At 38.2% G+C, this 18,192-nt stretch carries 13 protein-coding genes; 1 reads left to right on the forward strand and 12 read right to left on the reverse strand.

The features are described 5' to 3' along the window. Positions 1 to 2: 2 nt before the first annotated feature. From CLV48_RS02340 to CLV48_RS02350, 3 genes are all read right to left on the reverse strand, one after another. On the reverse strand, positions 3 to 773 hold the full coding sequence (locus tag CLV48_RS02340; RefSeq protein ID WP_106565613.1) for an MlaE family ABC transporter permease: 771 nt from the start codon (positions 771 to 773) through the stop codon (positions 3 to 5). Between the two features lie 94 nt (positions 774 to 867). After that, on the reverse strand, positions 868 to 3,681 hold the full coding sequence (locus CLV48_RS02345) for a formylglycine-generating enzyme family protein (RefSeq protein WP_106565614.1): 2,814 nt from the start codon (positions 3,679 to 3,681) through the stop codon (positions 868 to 870). Positions 3,682 to 3,873: 192 nt separating this feature from the next. Then, positions 3,874 to 6,555, reverse strand: coding sequence for an amylo-alpha-1,6-glucosidase (locus CLV48_RS02350; RefSeq protein WP_106565615.1), 2,682 nt, complete (start codon positions 6,553 to 6,555; stop codon positions 3,874 to 3,876). A gap of 120 nt (positions 6,556 to 6,675) precedes the next feature. Here CLV48_RS02350 and CLV48_RS02355 point away from each other — a divergent pair, with 120 nt between their 5' ends. After that, the gene (locus CLV48_RS02355) at positions 6,676 to 7,179 is read left to right on the forward strand and encodes a GNAT family N-acetyltransferase (RefSeq protein ID WP_106565616.1); all 504 of its coding nucleotides are present in this window, start codon (positions 6,676 to 6,678) and stop codon (positions 7,177 to 7,179) included. A 274-nt stretch (positions 7,180 to 7,453) separates the two neighbouring features. Here CLV48_RS02355 and trmB read toward each other — a convergent pair whose 3' ends face one another. From trmB to holA, 9 genes are all read right to left on the reverse strand, one after another. Next, positions 7,454 to 8,134 carry a tRNA (guanosine(46)-N7)-methyltransferase TrmB gene (trmB, locus tag CLV48_RS02360; protein ID WP_106565617.1) on the reverse strand — a complete coding sequence of 227 codons (681 nt, stop codon included), beginning with the start codon at positions 8,132 to 8,134 and terminating at the stop codon, positions 7,454 to 7,456. 2 nt (positions 8,135 to 8,136) lie between these two features. After that, a complete protein-coding gene (locus tag CLV48_RS02365; protein WP_106565618.1) occupies positions 8,137 to 9,426 on the reverse strand; it encodes a bifunctional folylpolyglutamate synthase/dihydrofolate synthase in 1,290 nt (429 codons plus the stop codon). Positions 9,427 to 9,430: 4 nt separating this feature from the next. After that, positions 9,431 to 10,390 (reverse strand): energy transducer TonB, encoded by a 960-nt coding sequence (locus CLV48_RS02370; RefSeq protein ID WP_106565619.1) that lies wholly within the window; start codon positions 10,388 to 10,390, stop codon positions 9,431 to 9,433. A 2-nt stretch (positions 10,391 to 10,392) separates the two neighbouring features. After that, positions 10,393 to 10,785: an ExbD/TolR family protein gene (locus CLV48_RS02375; protein WP_106565620.1), complete on the reverse strand. Its 393-nt coding sequence runs from the start codon at positions 10,783 to 10,785 to the stop codon at positions 10,393 to 10,395. Positions 10,786 to 10,787: 2 nt separating this feature from the next. Then, positions 10,788 to 11,477 carry a MotA/TolQ/ExbB proton channel family protein gene (locus CLV48_RS02380; RefSeq protein WP_106565621.1) on the reverse strand — a complete coding sequence of 230 codons (690 nt, stop codon included), beginning with the start codon at positions 11,475 to 11,477 and terminating at the stop codon, positions 10,788 to 10,790. 1 nt (position 11,478) lies between these two features. Then, positions 11,479 to 12,243 carry an SPOR domain-containing protein gene (locus CLV48_RS02385; protein WP_106565622.1) on the reverse strand — a complete coding sequence of 255 codons (765 nt, stop codon included), beginning with the start codon at positions 12,241 to 12,243 and terminating at the stop codon, positions 11,479 to 11,481. A gap of 94 nt (positions 12,244 to 12,337) precedes the next feature. Further along, positions 12,338 to 14,026: a TonB-dependent receptor gene (locus CLV48_RS02390; protein ID WP_245889462.1), complete on the reverse strand. Its 1,689-nt coding sequence runs from the start codon at positions 14,024 to 14,026 to the stop codon at positions 12,338 to 12,340. Positions 14,027 to 14,037: 11 nt separating this feature from the next. Next, complete coding sequence (locus CLV48_RS02395) at positions 14,038 to 17,025, reverse strand: tetratricopeptide repeat protein (RefSeq protein ID WP_106565624.1); 2,988 nt, start codon at positions 17,023 to 17,025, stop codon at positions 14,038 to 14,040. A gap of 16 nt (positions 17,026 to 17,041) precedes the next feature. Then, entirely contained in the window at positions 17,042 to 18,064 is a 1,023-nt protein-coding gene (gene holA / locus CLV48_RS02400; RefSeq protein WP_106565625.1) for a DNA polymerase III subunit delta, read from the reverse strand. Positions 18,065 to 18,192 lie beyond the last annotated feature (128 nt).

Here is an 18,192-nt window from a genome sequence, read left to right on the forward strand (position 1 = left end):
GATCAAGTCAATCCTAATAAATCAGTAACCTGTACAGCAATCAGATCCAAAATAAAGACCAGCAAAGAAGCTACGATAACTGCCGTTGTAGCAGATCTACCTACTCCTTCTGTACCTTTTTGCGAATTGTACCCTTTGTAACACCCTACTATTCCTATTGCAAAACCAAAGAAAAAAGTCTTGATCAGGGATGGTAAAACATCACCAAAACTCAATGCATCAAATACCTGAAACCAATATAAATTCCAACTCACATGTCCTCTGATATTGACACCTAAATAGCCACCATACAGAGAAACAGCATTTCCAACACTGGAAAGTACCGGCACCATCAAGGTCGTAGCCCATACTCTCGTAACAACTAAGTACTTGAAAGGATTGGTTCCTGATACCTCCATGGCGTCAATCTGTTCTGTTACCCTCATTGAACCCAATTCAGCTCCCATACCTGAACCAATCTTACCTGCACAGATCAACGCAACGATTACCGGGGAAATTTCCCTTACAAGTGACACAGAAACCATGGCAGGGAGTAAGGATTCAGCTCCAAATTCCAACAATGTAGGCCTAGACTGGATTGTGAGAACTAATCCAATGATAAAAGCAGTAATTCCAACTAAAGTAAGCGTTTTATAACCAACCCAAAAACACTGATTCAGAAACACTTCCCATTCTTGATTTGGTTTGGAAGCTTCCTTAAAAAAACGAGAGGTGAACCTGCTGATTTCACCGGCTTCTTTCAAAAAAGGGCTTTCAATTTTGAAAATATCCATTCTTCCTCTAAAATCTATTTATCAAATTTCCAATTTAGATGGGATATAAGTCCCAACCTTAATCAAGAAAAAATATGATTAAAGTCATGATTTTTCAATGTAAATCGGCAACACAACGAAATCCGACAGTTTCATTTCTTTCAAATCCGGGAGACACCCTCAAAAGCATTTGCCTATAATGCGTTTCTCTTGGCCCTCCTTGGACGTACCACCAACTTGATGAGGGTCTAAAATAGCTGCCTCCTTTTAACAAAAGAATTTGGTTGGTACCATTGTCGTAAAGATCTGCAGTCAATTGCCAAACAGAACCTGTGAGATCTTCCAATCCCCAAGGATTTTGACCTTTAGGATAGCTGCCAACAGGCTCTAATTCCCCGTTTCCAAGATTGCAATATTCAGGATCAAGACCTTCCAAGTGCTCCACCGTAAGTGTATTGGTCACATATTCCAGCCTTTTCTTAACTTTCTGGACCGGATCCCAAGGCCAATCTCTTCCATCCCCTGCAGAAGCAGCATATTGCCATTCAGCTTCGGTAGGCAATCTTTTCCCTGCCCATGCAGCATACGCCTTTGCATCTTCCCAACTCACATTTACCACAGGAAAATTTTCTTTACCAATAGGAATTATTCCCTTTTCCCAATGGGCAAGAAAACGATGCTCATCAGCTGGTTGATACCCAGTAGCCTCCAGGAATGCTTTGAACTGCTGGTTAGTCACAGGATGCTTGTCCATCAAAAATGCTTGCATTTTCAACTCCTTAGGAAAACCTTGTACAGGGTAAGGAATAAATTGATCTCCTTGGGAGACTTTCATTACGAAAGTTCCACCTGGAATTTTGACCATTTCTTTTGGAATTTGATGCTTTGATATGGTTTTTTCAATTGTAGAAATCAAGCGTGGAATTCCAAACTCCATTTCTACTACTTTTACATCCAGCAATTCTTCATTTTCAAAAAGTTGGATCACCAATTTTCCTTCATAACCAGAAAATTCTTTTTTTATATCCAACTGTTGATTCCCACTAGGCAAACTGACATAAGCCTTCCCATATTCGGGTAAACCAGCCCAAACCCTGACTTCAGATCCTGAGTTTGATCTAATGTTTAGCTTATTTTGATCTAATTCAACAATCAGTATTTCAGGAATATATAGAATAGAACCCACTGCACCTTCATTATTGGTACCCAACCATTTTTTATTGAATGATTCCAAATTTACCGGAACAAAAAACCTGCCTTCAAGCTCCTCAATAAGGATTTCCTCATGATTCCAAATGTCAACATAATGCCAACCTGGATATGGTCTTTCGACTTCAAAAAGCCTGTCTTGAAATCCTTCTGGTTTTAGGCTAAAAATAGAATAGAGAATTTTGTCATGCTTTACCCATCGATTGACATAAATGCCATCTTCTAAAGTAGGATACAGAGGAGTAAAATCATAAGATATGAAACTACTATGATTTTCCCGCAAAATCCTTAAGGTCCGGCCAAAAAATCTGTAATCTTCTTCAACCCACTCAGGCCATCCTGGACGGAAAACATTCAATTCAGTCCCATATCCATTAAAAAAAGACAGGGCGTATTCCCTTCTGATCCTGTCAAATGCAAGTTCCGCCACCCTGAATATTGCAAAATCAGGTTTAATGAATTTATTTAGGTTTAACAAAGGTGGATAATATAAAGCATTATGGACCCTACCAGTTACAATGCCTGGCATATCTTTGGGAACTGCCATACCTTCACTATACATCACCACTCCGGTGCTTACCGCATCCGCTGCTTCTTGCAATTCTTTACTTGAACTTCCCTTTGTATCCAATACTACACCATTGGCACGGCTGGATCGGAGCAAATCAGCCATTCCATCCAAATGGCCCTCCAATCTTGTACTTTCATCCCATGGATTATAGGCGATAAAAAATTTTGTACCAAGTTTATTGAGACTGTCTGATACTGCAGCCAACTGGGCCAAGCCTCCAGGTAAATCCCGGTATAAATCCCATTGATTTCTTTGATCCAACCCTAACATTGGCCAAGTTGGCCATATACCAATCACATCATTTCCTCCAAAAAGATCCTTATTTTTATGCTCGAACTGGAATAAGCTAAAATCCTGTTTTTCAGTATTATAAAATTTATTATCCCAAGCCATTAATAAATGCATCGCATACGATTTCCTTATCCAATGCAGATCCTCCCTTTGATAGATATTATTATCAAAAGTTTTTAAGTCATATAGATATTTTTCCTGAAAAATTTTCTTGAGTCCGTCCTGCCATTCCGTACCTTGGAAAGCATCAATATAAATTCTATAAGTTACCGAACTATTCGGTGGAAGCAGTGTTTCGAACCTTCTCCTTAAAGCACTTTCCCAATATTTTCTTCTGGCCAAAGCAGCAAAGCCTCCTTGGCTAAGCTGTATACTTCCATAACCTAACTCCCAGGCATTATCTGGCAGAATAACATTGACAGGTTCAAGGCCTGGTCTGAAAAGCTGGGATCTGGAAAGTGGATGCTTACCTTTTCCTGTAATGTAAAAATGATCAGGTCCTTCTCCAAATGGTACAAGGTTTTCTAGGGTCAAAGTATCTTTTGAATGGTTTTCAAATCTCAAAATAGCAGTCAAATGCTCTGGCCCTTGAACCATACTGTCCAAGATGATTTCAAAATTCCCCTTGTATAAATTTTTATTGTCTTTTGGTATAAACTCATTGGAAAACAAAGTTTTACCATCTAGAACAATTGAAAACAGCGGTTTAGGCTCTTCCAATTGAACATTGTTCAATTTATAAACTACTAAATCATTGCTTATCAACCATCCATTGTCCTGGGCTACCAAGTGTAAGGAAATAAAGCTGCAGCAGGAAGCAAAAAGAAGGAAAGATGAGAAGAGTCTAAATTTGGTCATTTGCTCGTTTTTCAATTCTTATTCGGATATTAATTATCAGACAGTTCTTATTAATTAAAGTTGATAAACAGCTTAAAAGAGAAAGAATTATCTGTCTCTATTGAAAGACCAAGTATCATTTGATTGGCCATATTTTATCATTTGCTAGCTTAGTCCAAAATTTCCATCTCAAACCAGAGCCCAGTGAATGTTTCATTTCTTATTTTTATCCATTAGCATTCTATTGATTATTCCTGCCCATATATAGGTTTTGTGGTAACCAGCCCAATCTTCATCAGGACTATAAAATTCCCATAGATTATGGTTTCTTTTTAACTGTGAGATCATAATAGATGCTATTTTTTCAGTGAGCTCTTCAGCTTCCTGATGGTATCCGTAATCCTTTAGACCGCGAAAAATAAGGTAATTCCATTCTACCCAAACTGGGCCATTCCAGTATCCTTTATCGTTGTAATAGGAATCTTTAGCTGAAAGAGATGGTATTCCATTTTTTCTCCAAAATTGGTCTGGGTCGGTTAATTTCTGAACCAACCGCATTGCTTTTTCTTGGTCAGCTACACCTGCCCAAAGTGGTAAAAAACCAATGATTTCATCCCTTTTGAGATCATTATCCTTGTTGAAAGTAAAGGAATTGTCAGATTTGTTTACGTTATAATAAAAACCGTTCTTTTCATCCCAAAATACCTGATTGATAAGGGCCGTTCTTTTTTCATAGTCTTCTCGCCACTGTGATGCCTCTTTATACAATCCTAACACAGATGCCATTTTCTCCAATGCCTTGGCTTCCATAACCATCATACAATTAAGGTCTATTGACTCAAAATTGGAAGGCCACCCCACTTCGTCCCAAACAGCAACTGAAGCATCCCTGACAGACTCCAATATGGCATGTCCTCCCCATTCCAATAACCCATCACCATCTGAATCCCTCTCACTGATGTAGAAATTGTAGAATTTCTTGCTGGAAGCATACATCTCTTTCAAAAACTCCTTATCCTGAGTAATGCTGAAAATTTCCCAGTTCAACCAAGAGTACCATGGGGCAGATGATGTCAATTGTCCATTATACTCAATAATTTCATCCAAATAAGATCCTGAACGGTAATTGATATACCCGTTTTCATATTGTCTTTGGGAATATACCCTCTGTGAATTCATGGCAGATTCCGGATCCAAGTATGCATAGGCCAGCATGGTAATGCTTTCATGAAACACCTGACCGCCATGACCCCATCCCCAAGTAGGCTCTCTTGAAAAAACATAATAATTATGCTGACTTCTTCCTTCAGGCGGATACATTACCTGTCGCATCATGTTCCAAGCACTTTTATACAACAAAAGCATTTCCTGGTCGGTATAGGGTATAGCAGGTACTTTTGAAAATAGATCTTGGTTGAACTTCCAAATAGGCTCAAAACCAAGGGTTAAGTATCTTGAAATATTGTCAAATTCATTATTTGACTCACGTTCAACGCTATTGATCATCCTCCCTACCCTAATTATCTTTGATGACTTTGAACTTAATTCAAATGGTATTACAGCTGCAATTACCTTATGGTGCTCTTGCTTATTTAACATGTTATTAGTCTTAAGCCATGTAGTAAAATCTGAAGATTGAAAATTGAAAACTTCTTCAGAATGTATGCCAACAAAATCACCTACTGGCAAGATTACATAGCCATTATAACCTCTCTTGGGTTTAGATTCATCAAAATATTCAGTATTTTGAACTTCGGTCAAAAACTCATAATTCCCATTTCCTGGGTATGTTCTTTTATAAATTTTATAGGCTTTGGCTCTGGCCAATTTCTCCCAGCTAATATGAATACCGGTAGAACTAAGTGTGCTTTTTATTCCCCTTACATATTCAAAAGATATATCCTCTTTTGCTATAAAATCTATTCGCTGATTGGGTTGGGGTGAAAATTCTTTTAAACTATCCCCTACTTGCCGTTTTAGATTAAAATAAGTAAACGACAGGTCTTTAATTACAAAATCTTTAGGAAAATTACCCAATTCCAATCTAAATAAACCTGCATGGTCTATACTTGGAAGCGGATTACTCCAGATAGGAGAATTCTCCGTCAGTATAAATCTGTCATCATTGGAAGATTGTACCAATAACCGGCAATCTACACCACTTTCCAACAATCTTTCTCCATTTTTATATGCCCTTCCATAAACCTGATGTTGACTATTTCGGCTTAAGTCAAATTCAAATGCCGGCCGGAAAGCTTCCCCCGAAACAGATGAGAATGTCCCCCATTTTTCTATTTTTTCAGAAAAAAACCAGGTATTCTGAAGACTGTCTCTGTAAGGGATTTTTTGGTTTAATGACCATGAGTCTGGATACTTCTCATGAAAAAATGCTATCTCCTGTTCTCCTGGTTGGCTTACCTCCCTAAAAGCTCTGTATGAATTAGAAACAAAAGGTATAATTTCCATATTTACAGCCTTTTTCCCATGATTGATGAATTCAAATTCCTGGATAGCAATCCTTGAAGAATAAATCAAGAATGTGCCTTTTACCTCCATTCCTTCTTTGGGAAAGCAGGAAAATGAAACGATATCTGGAAAACTTTCATGTATTTGAGGTGCTTGGAAATATTCATTTATATTTTGGACCAATTGACCGTCAATTCTAAAAACTAATCCCAAAGAACCACCTTTCTGGGAGTAAAAAGTGAGCGGCTTGTCAGGATTATCATATTGGAATTCATACCCTTGATCGATCAAAAATTCAGACCTTTCCATAGCAGCGGCATAGGTGGTGTAAATAGCAGCTTTACTCCCCCAGGAATTTTCTACTTCAGGGTCTTTAGTTTCACAACTGGCAAGGATTAGGATAAAAATCCAGAATAAGACCAATTTCATTTGTTTAGGAGTTTTAGTATTCTAAAAATTAAGGAAAAAGGACCTAAAAACCAATTGTGAAAAAAGCATGAAAAAGAATTCAGGAATTGATTAGTTTCGGGAGGTAAATAGCATTTCAATATGATCACAATTAAGGAAGCTTCTCTTTCAGAATTGAAAAAAGTAAGGGATATCGCTTTAAAGACATGGCCCCTGACTTTTGCTAATATCCTTACTCCCGAACAAATCGATTACATGTTAAATTGGATGTATCAATTGGATGCTCTCACACAACAGGTTATTAAAAAGAAACATATCTTTTTGCTTGCAGAAGAAGGTGACAGAAGTCTGGGTTTTTGCTCCTATGAATTACATGCAAAAAGCCCTTCAAAAACTAAAATCCACAAGATTTATATCCTCCCTGAAGCTCAGGGAAAAGGTGTTGGGAAAAAGCTTATCCAGGAAGTAGCTCTAATTGCGAAAAAAAATGGAGATAACCATTTGTTCCTGAATGTAAATAAATACAATCAATCTGCTATTGACTTCTATTCAAAAATTGGTTTTTATGAAGATTTCAAGGAAGTCATTGATATTGGTAATGGATTTGTCATGGATGATGTGGTGATGGAATTGAAAATTTCCTAATTCCCTCAACAGGGATGCGGTAAATGTTCTATCCCCTTCAAATTTTGGATAAAATACAAATCATCGATAAGGCGCAATTACCAAATTATTAGGTACACTACCCAAGCCCAGAAATCCAAAAAAACTGGCTGGGCCAATTTATCAAAACTTGGAAATTCTTGGAATAAAAGAAACCAGTCCCATTGTCTACAACCATTACATCCTGATTGATTCTAAATCTTCAAAGCGCCTACTTCAAAGAGGTAAAGATCACTGAAGCTAAATCCCTTCATTTTTAATCCCCATCTTTACCGATCGCTTTAAACCGAAATTTCAGGTATTTGATTTTCTCCCCTTTTTCACTGAAGAGTTTTTCATATTTTGTTTTAATACCATGATGCTCATCTTTCCAGGAAGATGCATAAAAATCAAAGGTGTGAAAGATGATTTCGCAATCTTCCCTCTGCCTTACGATATCCAATGTATAATCAAATAGCCCTGTATTATCAGTTTTAAAATGAACAATCCCATCCCCCTTGATCAATGGCTTATACATATCCAAAAATCTGGGAGAGGTCAATCTTCTTTTCTCATCTCCATCTCTTGGGAATGGATCAGGAAAGGTGATCCATAATTCAGAAATTTCTCCCTTTTCAAAAAACTTATCCAAAACCTGTATTTGAGTCCTCAAAAAAGCCACATTATTCAAACCTTCCGCAATGGCTATGGTGCTTCCTTTCCAGATACGGGCTCCTTTGATATCTACTCCGATGAAGTTTTTTTCAGGATATGTGCCTGCCAGCCCAACCGTAAACTCTCCCCTTCCACAGGCCAATTCAACTACAATTGGATGATTATTTCCGAACTGAAAATTGTTCCATTGGCCTTTTATCTTCTCAAAAATCTCTTTTCCAGGCTGGACTACATTTCTGTTCTCTTCGTTCTCTTTGAACCTTTGCAGTTTCTTTCTGCTCATGTTTATAAATCCTTGATTTCGGCGACCACAAAGGTACTACCTCCAATGAAAATTAAGTCCTCTTTACCTGCCTTTTTCTTTGCCCAGGAAATGGCTTCGTTCACATCATGAATAACAATGCCCTCCAACCCGACTTCCTTTGCCTTACTTGAAAGCTCTTGAGCTGGCATTGCTCTTGGAATATCGGCTTGACAAAAAACATATTGGGCAACTTTGGGAAGCAAATTCAGAATCTTGGAAACATCCTTATCATTGACCATACCAATAACCATAATTAACTGATTATAAGAATATTCTCTTATTTGATTTAGAATATACTTTATACCATCTTCATTATGTCCTGTATCACAAATGATCCAAGGAGCATTGCCCAAAACCTGCCATCTTCCTTTTAGGCCTGTGTTTTTAATTACTTGGGCTAAGCCTTGGGATGTATGTTCATCTGTAATTTGATATCCTTTTCCTTTAAGAATTTCTATTGCTTGAAGGATTCCAGGAAGATTATTTTTTTGATAATTACCTAAAAGTTCAAACTCAAGATTCCTCATTTGACCTTTATGCTCTACTTCATAAAGTCTTTTATTATCAACAGTTTGCCCTATGGGTCTGATTTTATAATCGTTTTCTGCAAAAAATATAGGGGCATGTTGGGCCTTCGCTATCTTCTCAAAAATCTTTGTTGTCTCTATCTGTTTCGTACTGATCACTACAGGGGTATCTTTTTTGATGATTCCTGCTTTTTCACCTGCAATTTTTTCCAAAGTATCGCCTAGAAATTGCATATGATCAAATCCAATATTAGTGATCACAGACAGTTCTGGATTAATGACATTGGTACTGTCTAATCTACCACCCATCCCTACTTCAATGACTGCAATGTCAACCTCTTGTTTGGCAAAATACCAAAAAGCCATAGCTACTGTCATCTCAAAAAAGCTCGGCCTAAGCATTTCCAAAAAAGCTTTATTATTCAATACAAAATCAATGACAACCTGCTCTGGAATTTCTGCTCCATTGATTTTGATGCGTTCGGTAAACGATTTGAGGTGAGGTGAAGTATATAAGCCTACCTTATACCCTGCTTCCATCAAAACAGAACAAAGGGAATGGGAAGTACTGCCCTTGCCATTTGTCCCTGCTACATGTATACTTTTGAATTTTTTTTGAGGCTGCCCTAAGTGTTCACATAAAGCATGGGTGTTGGATAGGTCCTTTTTAAAGGCTGCAGCACCCACACGCTGGAACATGGGCAAAGCATTGAACAGAAAGTCCAATGTTTCCTGATAAGTCATGAACTTAGTCTACCTTGATGATAAAAGTGATTTTTCCAGTTGAATAATCTGCCGTTGCAGCTCCTGCTTGTCTTCTGAAATTGATCTGATTAACGACAGTCCTATAGTATGCAAGTACTTCGTTGGAGACATTGTACTCTAAAGGTACTGCCTGAACGATCCTGCCATTATCGTCTACAGTAATTCTAAAAACAATCCTTCCATTTCGGGTAGAAACATTATCTCTAATATTTGGCCTGGAAGCAAAATCCCAACCGGCCAATTCCAAATTGTAACCTGAAGCCGGACCCGGGGCTCCAGTTCCTGTACCTGATCCCATCAAAGCACGACCATCGACCGTACCTGTTGGCCTGCCCTCATCCCCTTTTTGAGTCGAGCTACCTTGAGCTGAACCTTGTGCAGGTTGGGTTCCGGTACCTGTTGTTCCTCCTGCTCCAAAAATGGCCCTTTGATCAATTTTGGGTTTTTCTTCAGCTTTAGTAGTAGTTTTTTCTGCTTCTCCTGTTGCAGGTTGTGTCACTGTAGTGGTCTCCTTTTTCGTAGGAGTTGGCTCTTTTACTGCTGGCGTAGGATTTTCACTTGCCTTTAGCGTACTAGGTAGCTTAGACTGGGACTCATACGTGTTTTTAGAAGGAGTTGTCCTAGGCTTTGCCGCTTCAGTTTTTGGCTGAGTGACAGGCACACTTGATTCGGTTGGTCTTGGCGCCTGATCTCCCGGGGCGGGGGCCTCCGTATTATTGGTTTGTACTTCGGAAGGCGGAGCAGTAGTTTGGTTATTGCCACTGCCGACATCAGTGAAACCAAGATTTAGTTCCATGCCGTATTTAGGCAATGGAGGTATTTGTTCCCTCCATACTACGATAAAATATATAGCCAAAAGCACCAATATATTTACTATAATGGTGATTATAAGCGCCTTTCTTTTATTTTCGCTTTCTTGGCTATCAATTTCCCAAATTTGCATAATTATTTGTATGGTTTTGTGGCTATAGAAACATTTGCCTCCAAACCAGCGGCTATACCACCTATTTCAACCAGAAATTCCACTGGTACCTCTTTGTCGATATGCAGCACAACCTGACCTTTTTTGTCCTGTAACAATGCTGTCAGTTCAGTTTTTATCTGATCCCTCGATACCACTCTATCATTAACGGAAAACTTGAGGTCCTTGGTTACAGTTACCGTAATTTCCTGCATGACTATGTCAGAAGTCTCACTTGATGGAAGGTTGACAGGTAGTCCTGATGGGGTGATAAAAGAAGAAGTCAACATGAAGAATATCAATAATAAGAAAATGATATCCGTCATTGAAGACATGCTGAATGCAGCATCAACTTTATGTTTTGACTGTAAGCCCATTCTTATTTATCCTGTAATAAGTCAATGAATTCCACGGAAGTATATTCCATACTATGGATCAATTTAGATACCTGGGTAACCAAATAGTTATAACCTAGATAAGCTACAATACCCACAACCAGACCTGTGGCAGTTGTAATCATCGCTTCATAGATACCGGTAGAAAGCAATTTAGGAGAAACCATTCCTTCTTCCTGGGCCACTCCTATAAAGGCCCTGATCATACCAGCTACTGTTCCCAAGAAACCAATCATTGGGGCAGCACCGGCCACTGTAGCCAATAGACCAAGATTTTTCTCCAATTTGTAGATCTCTATTTTTCCTACATTTTCAATGGAAACTTCAATATTTTTCAAAGGACTTCCAATCCTTTCAAGGCCTTTGGCTATCATATTTGCCACGGGGGTGTTTTCTCCCTGGCAAAGCATCCTGGCCTGGTCGATTTTTCCACCTTGAACAAGAATCTTTATCTGATCCATTAAATGTTTGGGCGATTTGGATGCCTTCCTAAGGGTGATCAATTTTTCTACAAAGATGAAGATCGCCAATACAAATAATATGTAAAGGGGAATCATCATGTAACCTCCTTTGATCATTAAATCCAATAAGCCAATGCTTTGTCTACCTGGCTCCATCACTGCTAGCGTATCGGCCATCATTTGGCCATCTGTACTGATTTGCGTTAGAATCATATTAATATTTCAAAATCCAAATTGATTCACCAAACTCTGCCTTACTTTTTTCCATTGCTGTCAAAGCATCTGCGAAAACAGGAAATTGGCTAATTGATACTCGATAATTTGCATTGTCTCCAAACGGATATATCACCCAAACATCGGCATTGTTTTTTAGTAAAGACTCTGCCTGTTCCAAAGCGACTTTCTGTGAAGGAGTACTCGATACAATAATAAAATAACGAACTGAAGCTCCTCTTTCTGTTATCCTGTGAACAGTTCCTGGCCCTAAAACCGATGGAGAAGGTTGTTCTTGAACAAATTCAGGGATTGTTTCCACCGGCTTATCCTCTGTTTCTGTGACTCCAATTACTTCCTCGACTTCATCTCCCTCAACCAAAAGGTCAAGATCCGCTCCACTTTCTTCAGCCTTTTCAACCAATTCTACCCTAGATGGCATTTGTTTTTGTTTTTCACCCTCAGGTAAAAAGTACAAGAAATATGCCATAGCTGATAAGATGATCAAAATCAACATGACCAGAGAAAATTGTAAAGGAACCTGGCTCCGCTTTCTTGTTGCTATTGGAGTTGGACCAGCTGTTTGTTTTTCTATTTTAATTGGGTTTTTTGAAGGAATTTCAGGTTGCTTTGGCTCTTCCACTTTTTGGTTAAGGGCTCTTGCTTTGCTTTCCTCTTTTGCCTTCAATGGCGTAATTTCAACAAAAGGAAAGCCATAATCGCTTTCATTTTGCTCAGAAAACTTTTCTTTTTTTTCTTCCGCCATAATTTCCTTTTCTATTTCATCACGAAACTATAAGATTTGATCCAAATGACAAACGGTATTAAAATATGTATGGATAAAACTTTGATAATATTTCTTAAAATTTGAAAGTTACTCCTAAAATTCCCTGGATTCCCCTTACAGGATAATTCAGAAACCGCTGGTTATTCCTATTTAAGAGGTTATTACCAACAGCAAAAGCTGAAAATCTTTCTGTAATCTGGTAATCTGCTTTAATCTGCAAATCTAAAATTGCAGGCAATTGAACCAAGTTGGTTTCTTCAGGTCCAAAATTCACTAAACCCTGAATACCCCCCATCAAATTTGCATTGAACTGGAGGAGCAATCGTTCCATGGGCATAAAATTGTTATTGATCGAAACCTCCCATTCAGGACGCATAAATGCCGCACCTAAAGTACTGGTATTGTAATAGTAATAATTAGCAGATGCTATCAATCTATAAGTATTGGCTATATGCCAGCCTATTTTAGCGTTGTAGTTAACCAACCGTGTATCATCATCATAGACCATATTAAATCTTAAAGTGTCTGAAGGGTTGTTGATGAAAAAGTGCATGTTGGTAAATTTCCCAAAAGCCAAACCCGCCTCATAAGTAAGTTCATCATTTAAAACTCCTTTAATTCCGGCTTTGGCCTTATAATTTTGAATGGTGTTCAACAAACGCTCACTTGGACCCAGAAAAGGGTTTTCCTGAACAAAATCAAAATAAGTCTTTCTTATAACATCTCCCTCAAATCCGGCGTATATTCCAAACTCATCAGCCAACATATAATGAGCATCTATTTGAGGGAAAAGATGGAAATCTGACTTTTTGTTCAGTGCTTCGTCATTTTCAAAAACTATATTCGCACCCGCCTTGATATAAATTCCTGATTTTTTGTATTGTACAAATGGATTGATGCGGAAATAATTTCTTTTAATGTTCTCATAAAACTCATCCTTTGGAGAAGTCAGGGACATATCCATATGGATTCCAGTGCTTAAATCATCATCAAACCAAAAATCCCCATATGCCTTTAGGCCCAATTCATTCTCTCTGGCTTCAAACTGATCATTGAAAGTCCTGACAAACATGCCTACATCATAATTGAAATTGTCCATTTTCTCAATGTTCTGAATTCCGCCTCGGAGCTTGAAGTTGTTCAATGTGTTTTGATTAGGGACATAATCAGCCAAAAATTCATTGGTTGGATCATAACCATAAAACTTAAACTGATGCCTATCATAATCAACTCCCCCATATAATTGGAAAAAATCCTTAAAAAGGCTTCCATCCAATTTTACCTGTGTAAAGTTCTCTGCCGAATTGCTGCCATCTATAGGTCCTGTGTAAAAACCTTCATGCTTGACCTTTACACCGAAATTATATTCCTCTTCTTCCCAGTTATTATATCTTGCTTCCAAAATTGGAGCAGAATAATTACCATACCCAAGTCTTACAAAGCCTGGAAAAAGTTCTTCTTGCTTTCTGGGCCATTGCTTTTGAGCTGCCTCAGGTCTGATAAATTCAGGAGGCAGAGAAAGAAAATAAGGCTGAACAGTATAATTGAAAGTACTACTGGATTTAGGAGTGGGCAAAACCGGAATCCTTTCAAATTTTCTTGGCTGTTTCGGTAATGTCAACACCCTATCTTTTCTGATAATAAACTCCTGGTCCCTTACTTCTCCAGCCTGTTGAGCTAAAAGTCCTGATTGATATCCAGAGAAAGCAAAAACCAAAAAGATTTTGGCTGTATGGATCAATGATTTTTTAATGTTTACCATATCCCTGAATATTATTTTATACTTGATAATTTTTCTTGTGCCATTCTTCTGATTTCTTGGTTAGTAGATCTCTCTACAATTGATTCCAATGTAGCTTTGGCCTGGAATTCTTCTCCCAGCTTCAAGTAATTTTCAGCAAGGAGAATAAAGCTTCTTCCGTACCAATAGTCATAGCTGCTGTAAGGTCCTGAGAAGTCAAAAATTATGTCATTACTTTGGTTGAAATTACCCTTTTTATGGACGGACTCCGCAAGTAAAAAGAGTCCTTCTGCTCCTTGTACTGATTTATATTCATTGATCAGGCTTCGTAATGTTTCCTCAGCCTGATTAACCTGATTGGATCTTTGGTATGCTTTGGCCTTAAGAAGCAATGCTTCAGGAATGGCATCGCCTGTGACGCTTCCCAAGGCAATCACCCTATCTGCATAAACCAAGGAAGAATCAAATCTGGACGTTTGAAAATGTGCCTGCATCAACCCATTCAATGCTTCATACTCTTCAATTTGGTTTCTTGCATTACGGGCGGATTCCCTGAGATACGGCAAAGCTTTTTGGAAATTTTTATTCTCCATTTCGATTGCCGCGATACGTTGAACAGCTCTAAGTCTTTGAGGAGAGGCTCTTTCCCTGTCTATTTGGTAAAAGTATTCCAATGCCCTTTCTTTTCTTCCAGCCCTATAATGTGATTCTCCAATAAAAAAGACTGCTTCTGATCTATTTGAAGCCTGTGGATAATTTCTCAGATAGTCTTCAAAGGCCTTAATGGATTGCTCCCATGAATTGGAGAAATAAAGGGACTTTGCAGACTCAAATTCCAGATTTTGAAGGCTTCTATTGTCTGGATTAGCGCTTCTATACCTGGAGGCATGTTGTGAGAATTCAGCAGACCTGCCCTGTAATGCCAAAGATTCCTGAAGCCCGACCAAAGCAGCCTGAGCATTGGTGGAATTAGGATGGTTCTCTAGAATCTTTTTATAGTCGTCTATAGTGGCATTATAATTCTGTAATGAGAAATTGGCCACAGCTCTTCCTTCCAATGCAAACGGAATAAAGGGGCTGTTTGGTCGGGTATTGATCAATCTGGTAAAACCATCTCTGGCCTCAGCATAGTTCGTTTCCTCCATATTGATCTGTGCCTTTTGGAATATGGCATCCTCCAAATACAAGCTGTTTGGATAATTATTGATCAGCATGTTCATCTGCTGAATGGCTTCATTGTTCCTATTTTGAAAATTGAACACTACCCCACTTCTGAAATGCGCATAATCTATGTAATCACTTCTTTCTCTAATTGCTCTTTGGAAAATATTCTGGGCATCTGTGAATTTTTTCTGAACATAATATGTGTCCCCCAAACGGATCAGTGCCTCATCATAATTTTCTTTGTCGGGCCTTCCCTGTAAGCGGTCTACATAATTCCTGAACTGCACTTCAGCCCTTGCATATTGTTCGGAGTTGAAAAGTGCATAGCCCAAACCATAATAGGATTTGATCAAATAGGGGTCATTCGCTCTTGGCCTACTGGCCTGAACTGCTTCATATGCCCGGATAGCCTGATTGAGATCACCTTTTCCGGCAAAGTTTTCTCCTTTCCAAAAATGCACCTGTACTACCAGATCACGGTCAATCGGAGTCGATAGAGACTTATCAAAATAGGTAGTGGCTAGGTCATGTTTTTTGTCTCTGTAATAAACAATCCCCTGATAAAAAGTGACTTTTTGGTAAGCTTCCCTGATCCTATCAGACTTTCTAGGCATTTTTTCAATATGCTCAATAGCCCTTAGGTAATTATTGGTATTGATCAGGGCATCTGTAAGCAGTCCCTCTGCTTCTCTTGCGTACCTGCCGTTGGGATAATTGTTCAAGTAGGTATCCAGGGCATTTACTGCATCCTGAAAGCTTCCCCTTTCCAGATTCACTTTGGCATAATTGATCAAGGCATCTTCCTTGATTGACCTGTTGGCGTCACTTTTAAAAGCAGCATTAAAACTATTGGACGCAAATTGAATATTGTTCAATTTCAAGTAGGCATGTCCAAGATAATAACTTGATACTTGGCCGATCTCGTCATTATCTACTGCCGATACTTTCAGGTAATCTGTAGCCCGTTGAAAATTTTGGATTTCAAACTGGGCTATACCTGCTTTATAGATTTGAGCACGGGTAAGTTCCCCTCTTCTTGCATTGACGAAGGCATCATAATTAGCAGCTGCTTTTGAAAAATTTCTTTTTTCGAAATAAGCCTCCGCCAAGTAAAGGTGTATTTCTTCCCTCCTGTCCAAATTTCTCATATTGGCCAGAACAGGTTCCGCATAATTGATCAGATCATCTACCTGGCCTTGTTTATAGTAAGCGCCGGCAAGCATGTAAGGTACTTTGTTGGCATAAAAGGCTGATTTGTCCGCTTCTTTAAAATCAGTTATTGCGAGTGGAAAGTTGTTCTGTTCCATCGCTATAAATCCGGCATAATAATGCGCATCAAACTTATATTGGTTGTTTTGCTGTTTGACGGCATTGAAGTAACGGATTGCATTATTATTATCCTTTAATTGGAAAAAAGCATAACCGATTTTGAAATTTACTTCAGAGCCCTTTTCAAAATCCACCTTACTGAGGTTCACTTTCTGAAATGCCCTAATGGATTCTCTATAATTCCTCTTTTCAAAAAAGAATTCACCTAATAAAAAAGCTGCCTGATTGGTGGTTGGATGATCTGGATACTTCCTCATGAAATAATATACCAGATCAGATGCTGCCGGATCCTCTATTTTGAGAGCAGAAACAGCATGTAAAAAATCAGCCTGCACCTGAGGCTCGTTATCCAAATCCTCCATCCTGAATTTATCGAATTCATATTTGGAAGCACTGAATAAGTTTTTATTATAAATTTCAAAATTATCGTCAAGCTCTTTGTATTTGCTTGTTTGGTACAGACTGGATTGTCCGTAACCTGATATGCTGATGCCGGTAAGCAATAGCAGGTAAAGGCTTTTTTTCATAGTTAAAAGCAACTGTTTAATGCATGATTTTAAATATCATTTCACGAAGTATTTCTGCCTCATCCATCCCGCCTGACTCTACACCTTTTGATCGTAAATCAGCTTCCTGAATATAGCCAAAACAATCAATAACCTTGCCTAAATGGTAGTTTTTTGCCGCTGTTTTATAATCTTTTAAAAAATAAGGGTTTATCCCTAAGATTTTGGCTAATTCTGCCTCGCCCAGGTTAGCATTTGAATTTACTAAAGCTATTTTGGAAAAATAGTTGAATATCAAAATAATCATAGGAATCAGAGGATTGCTTTTTGGATTTTGGGCGAAATAATGGATAATTTTGTTTGCCTTGACCACATCCCTAAAACCTATAGCATTCAGCAATTCGAAGTTGTTATATTCCTTATTGATACCCACATATTTTTGAATATGGTCTTTGGTAAGGGTGGTAGGTTCGGTAAAATTGATGAAAATTTTCGCCAGTTCATTGACGATAACTTCAAGGTTGTTCCCAATACTGTCAGCCAGGAATGAGGAGGTTCTGGAATCAATTACATGGTTCTGGGATTTAACATAAGCCTCAATCCATGCCGGCAATTGATAATCTTTGATTTTCTCTGAATTGACCAATACAGCTTTTTTATCCAATTCCTTTGCCAAAGGCTTTCTACCATCAAGCTTTTTATACTTATGGGCAAATACAAGAATAGTACTTGGAAGTGGATTTTGGAGGTAATTTAGCAAAAGCGTATCTACTTCATCTTTGCCTAAATTTGGAATATTCTGAGCTTCTTTTACTATGACTACCTGCCGGTCAGCCATCATAGGAAATCTCCTGGCATTACTCAGTATCACATTCATAGGCGCTTCTTTTCCATACATCAGAACCTGATTGAAACCTTTTTCATGTTCTGAAATGGCGTTCTTCTCAATGAAGTTACTGATCTGATCAATGAAAAATGGCTCCTCTCCCTGTAAAAAATAAACCGGGGCATACTTGCCACTTTTTAGATCCTTGAGTACATCTTCTGCTTTACTGGCCATATTCCTGATTTAGTTTCAAAGATATAAAGAATTCAAATTCCCAAAAGAAATTACAATTTTGGCCTGCATTATTTTTTAAACTTTATCCCCTTTATTTTTGTATAAAATAAAACTGAAATCCAATTCAA

It is taken from the genome of Cecembia rubra (genome assembly GCF_003014575.1).
Taxonomy (GTDB): domain Bacteria; phylum Bacteroidota; class Bacteroidia; order Cytophagales; family Cyclobacteriaceae; genus Cecembia_A; species Cecembia_A rubra.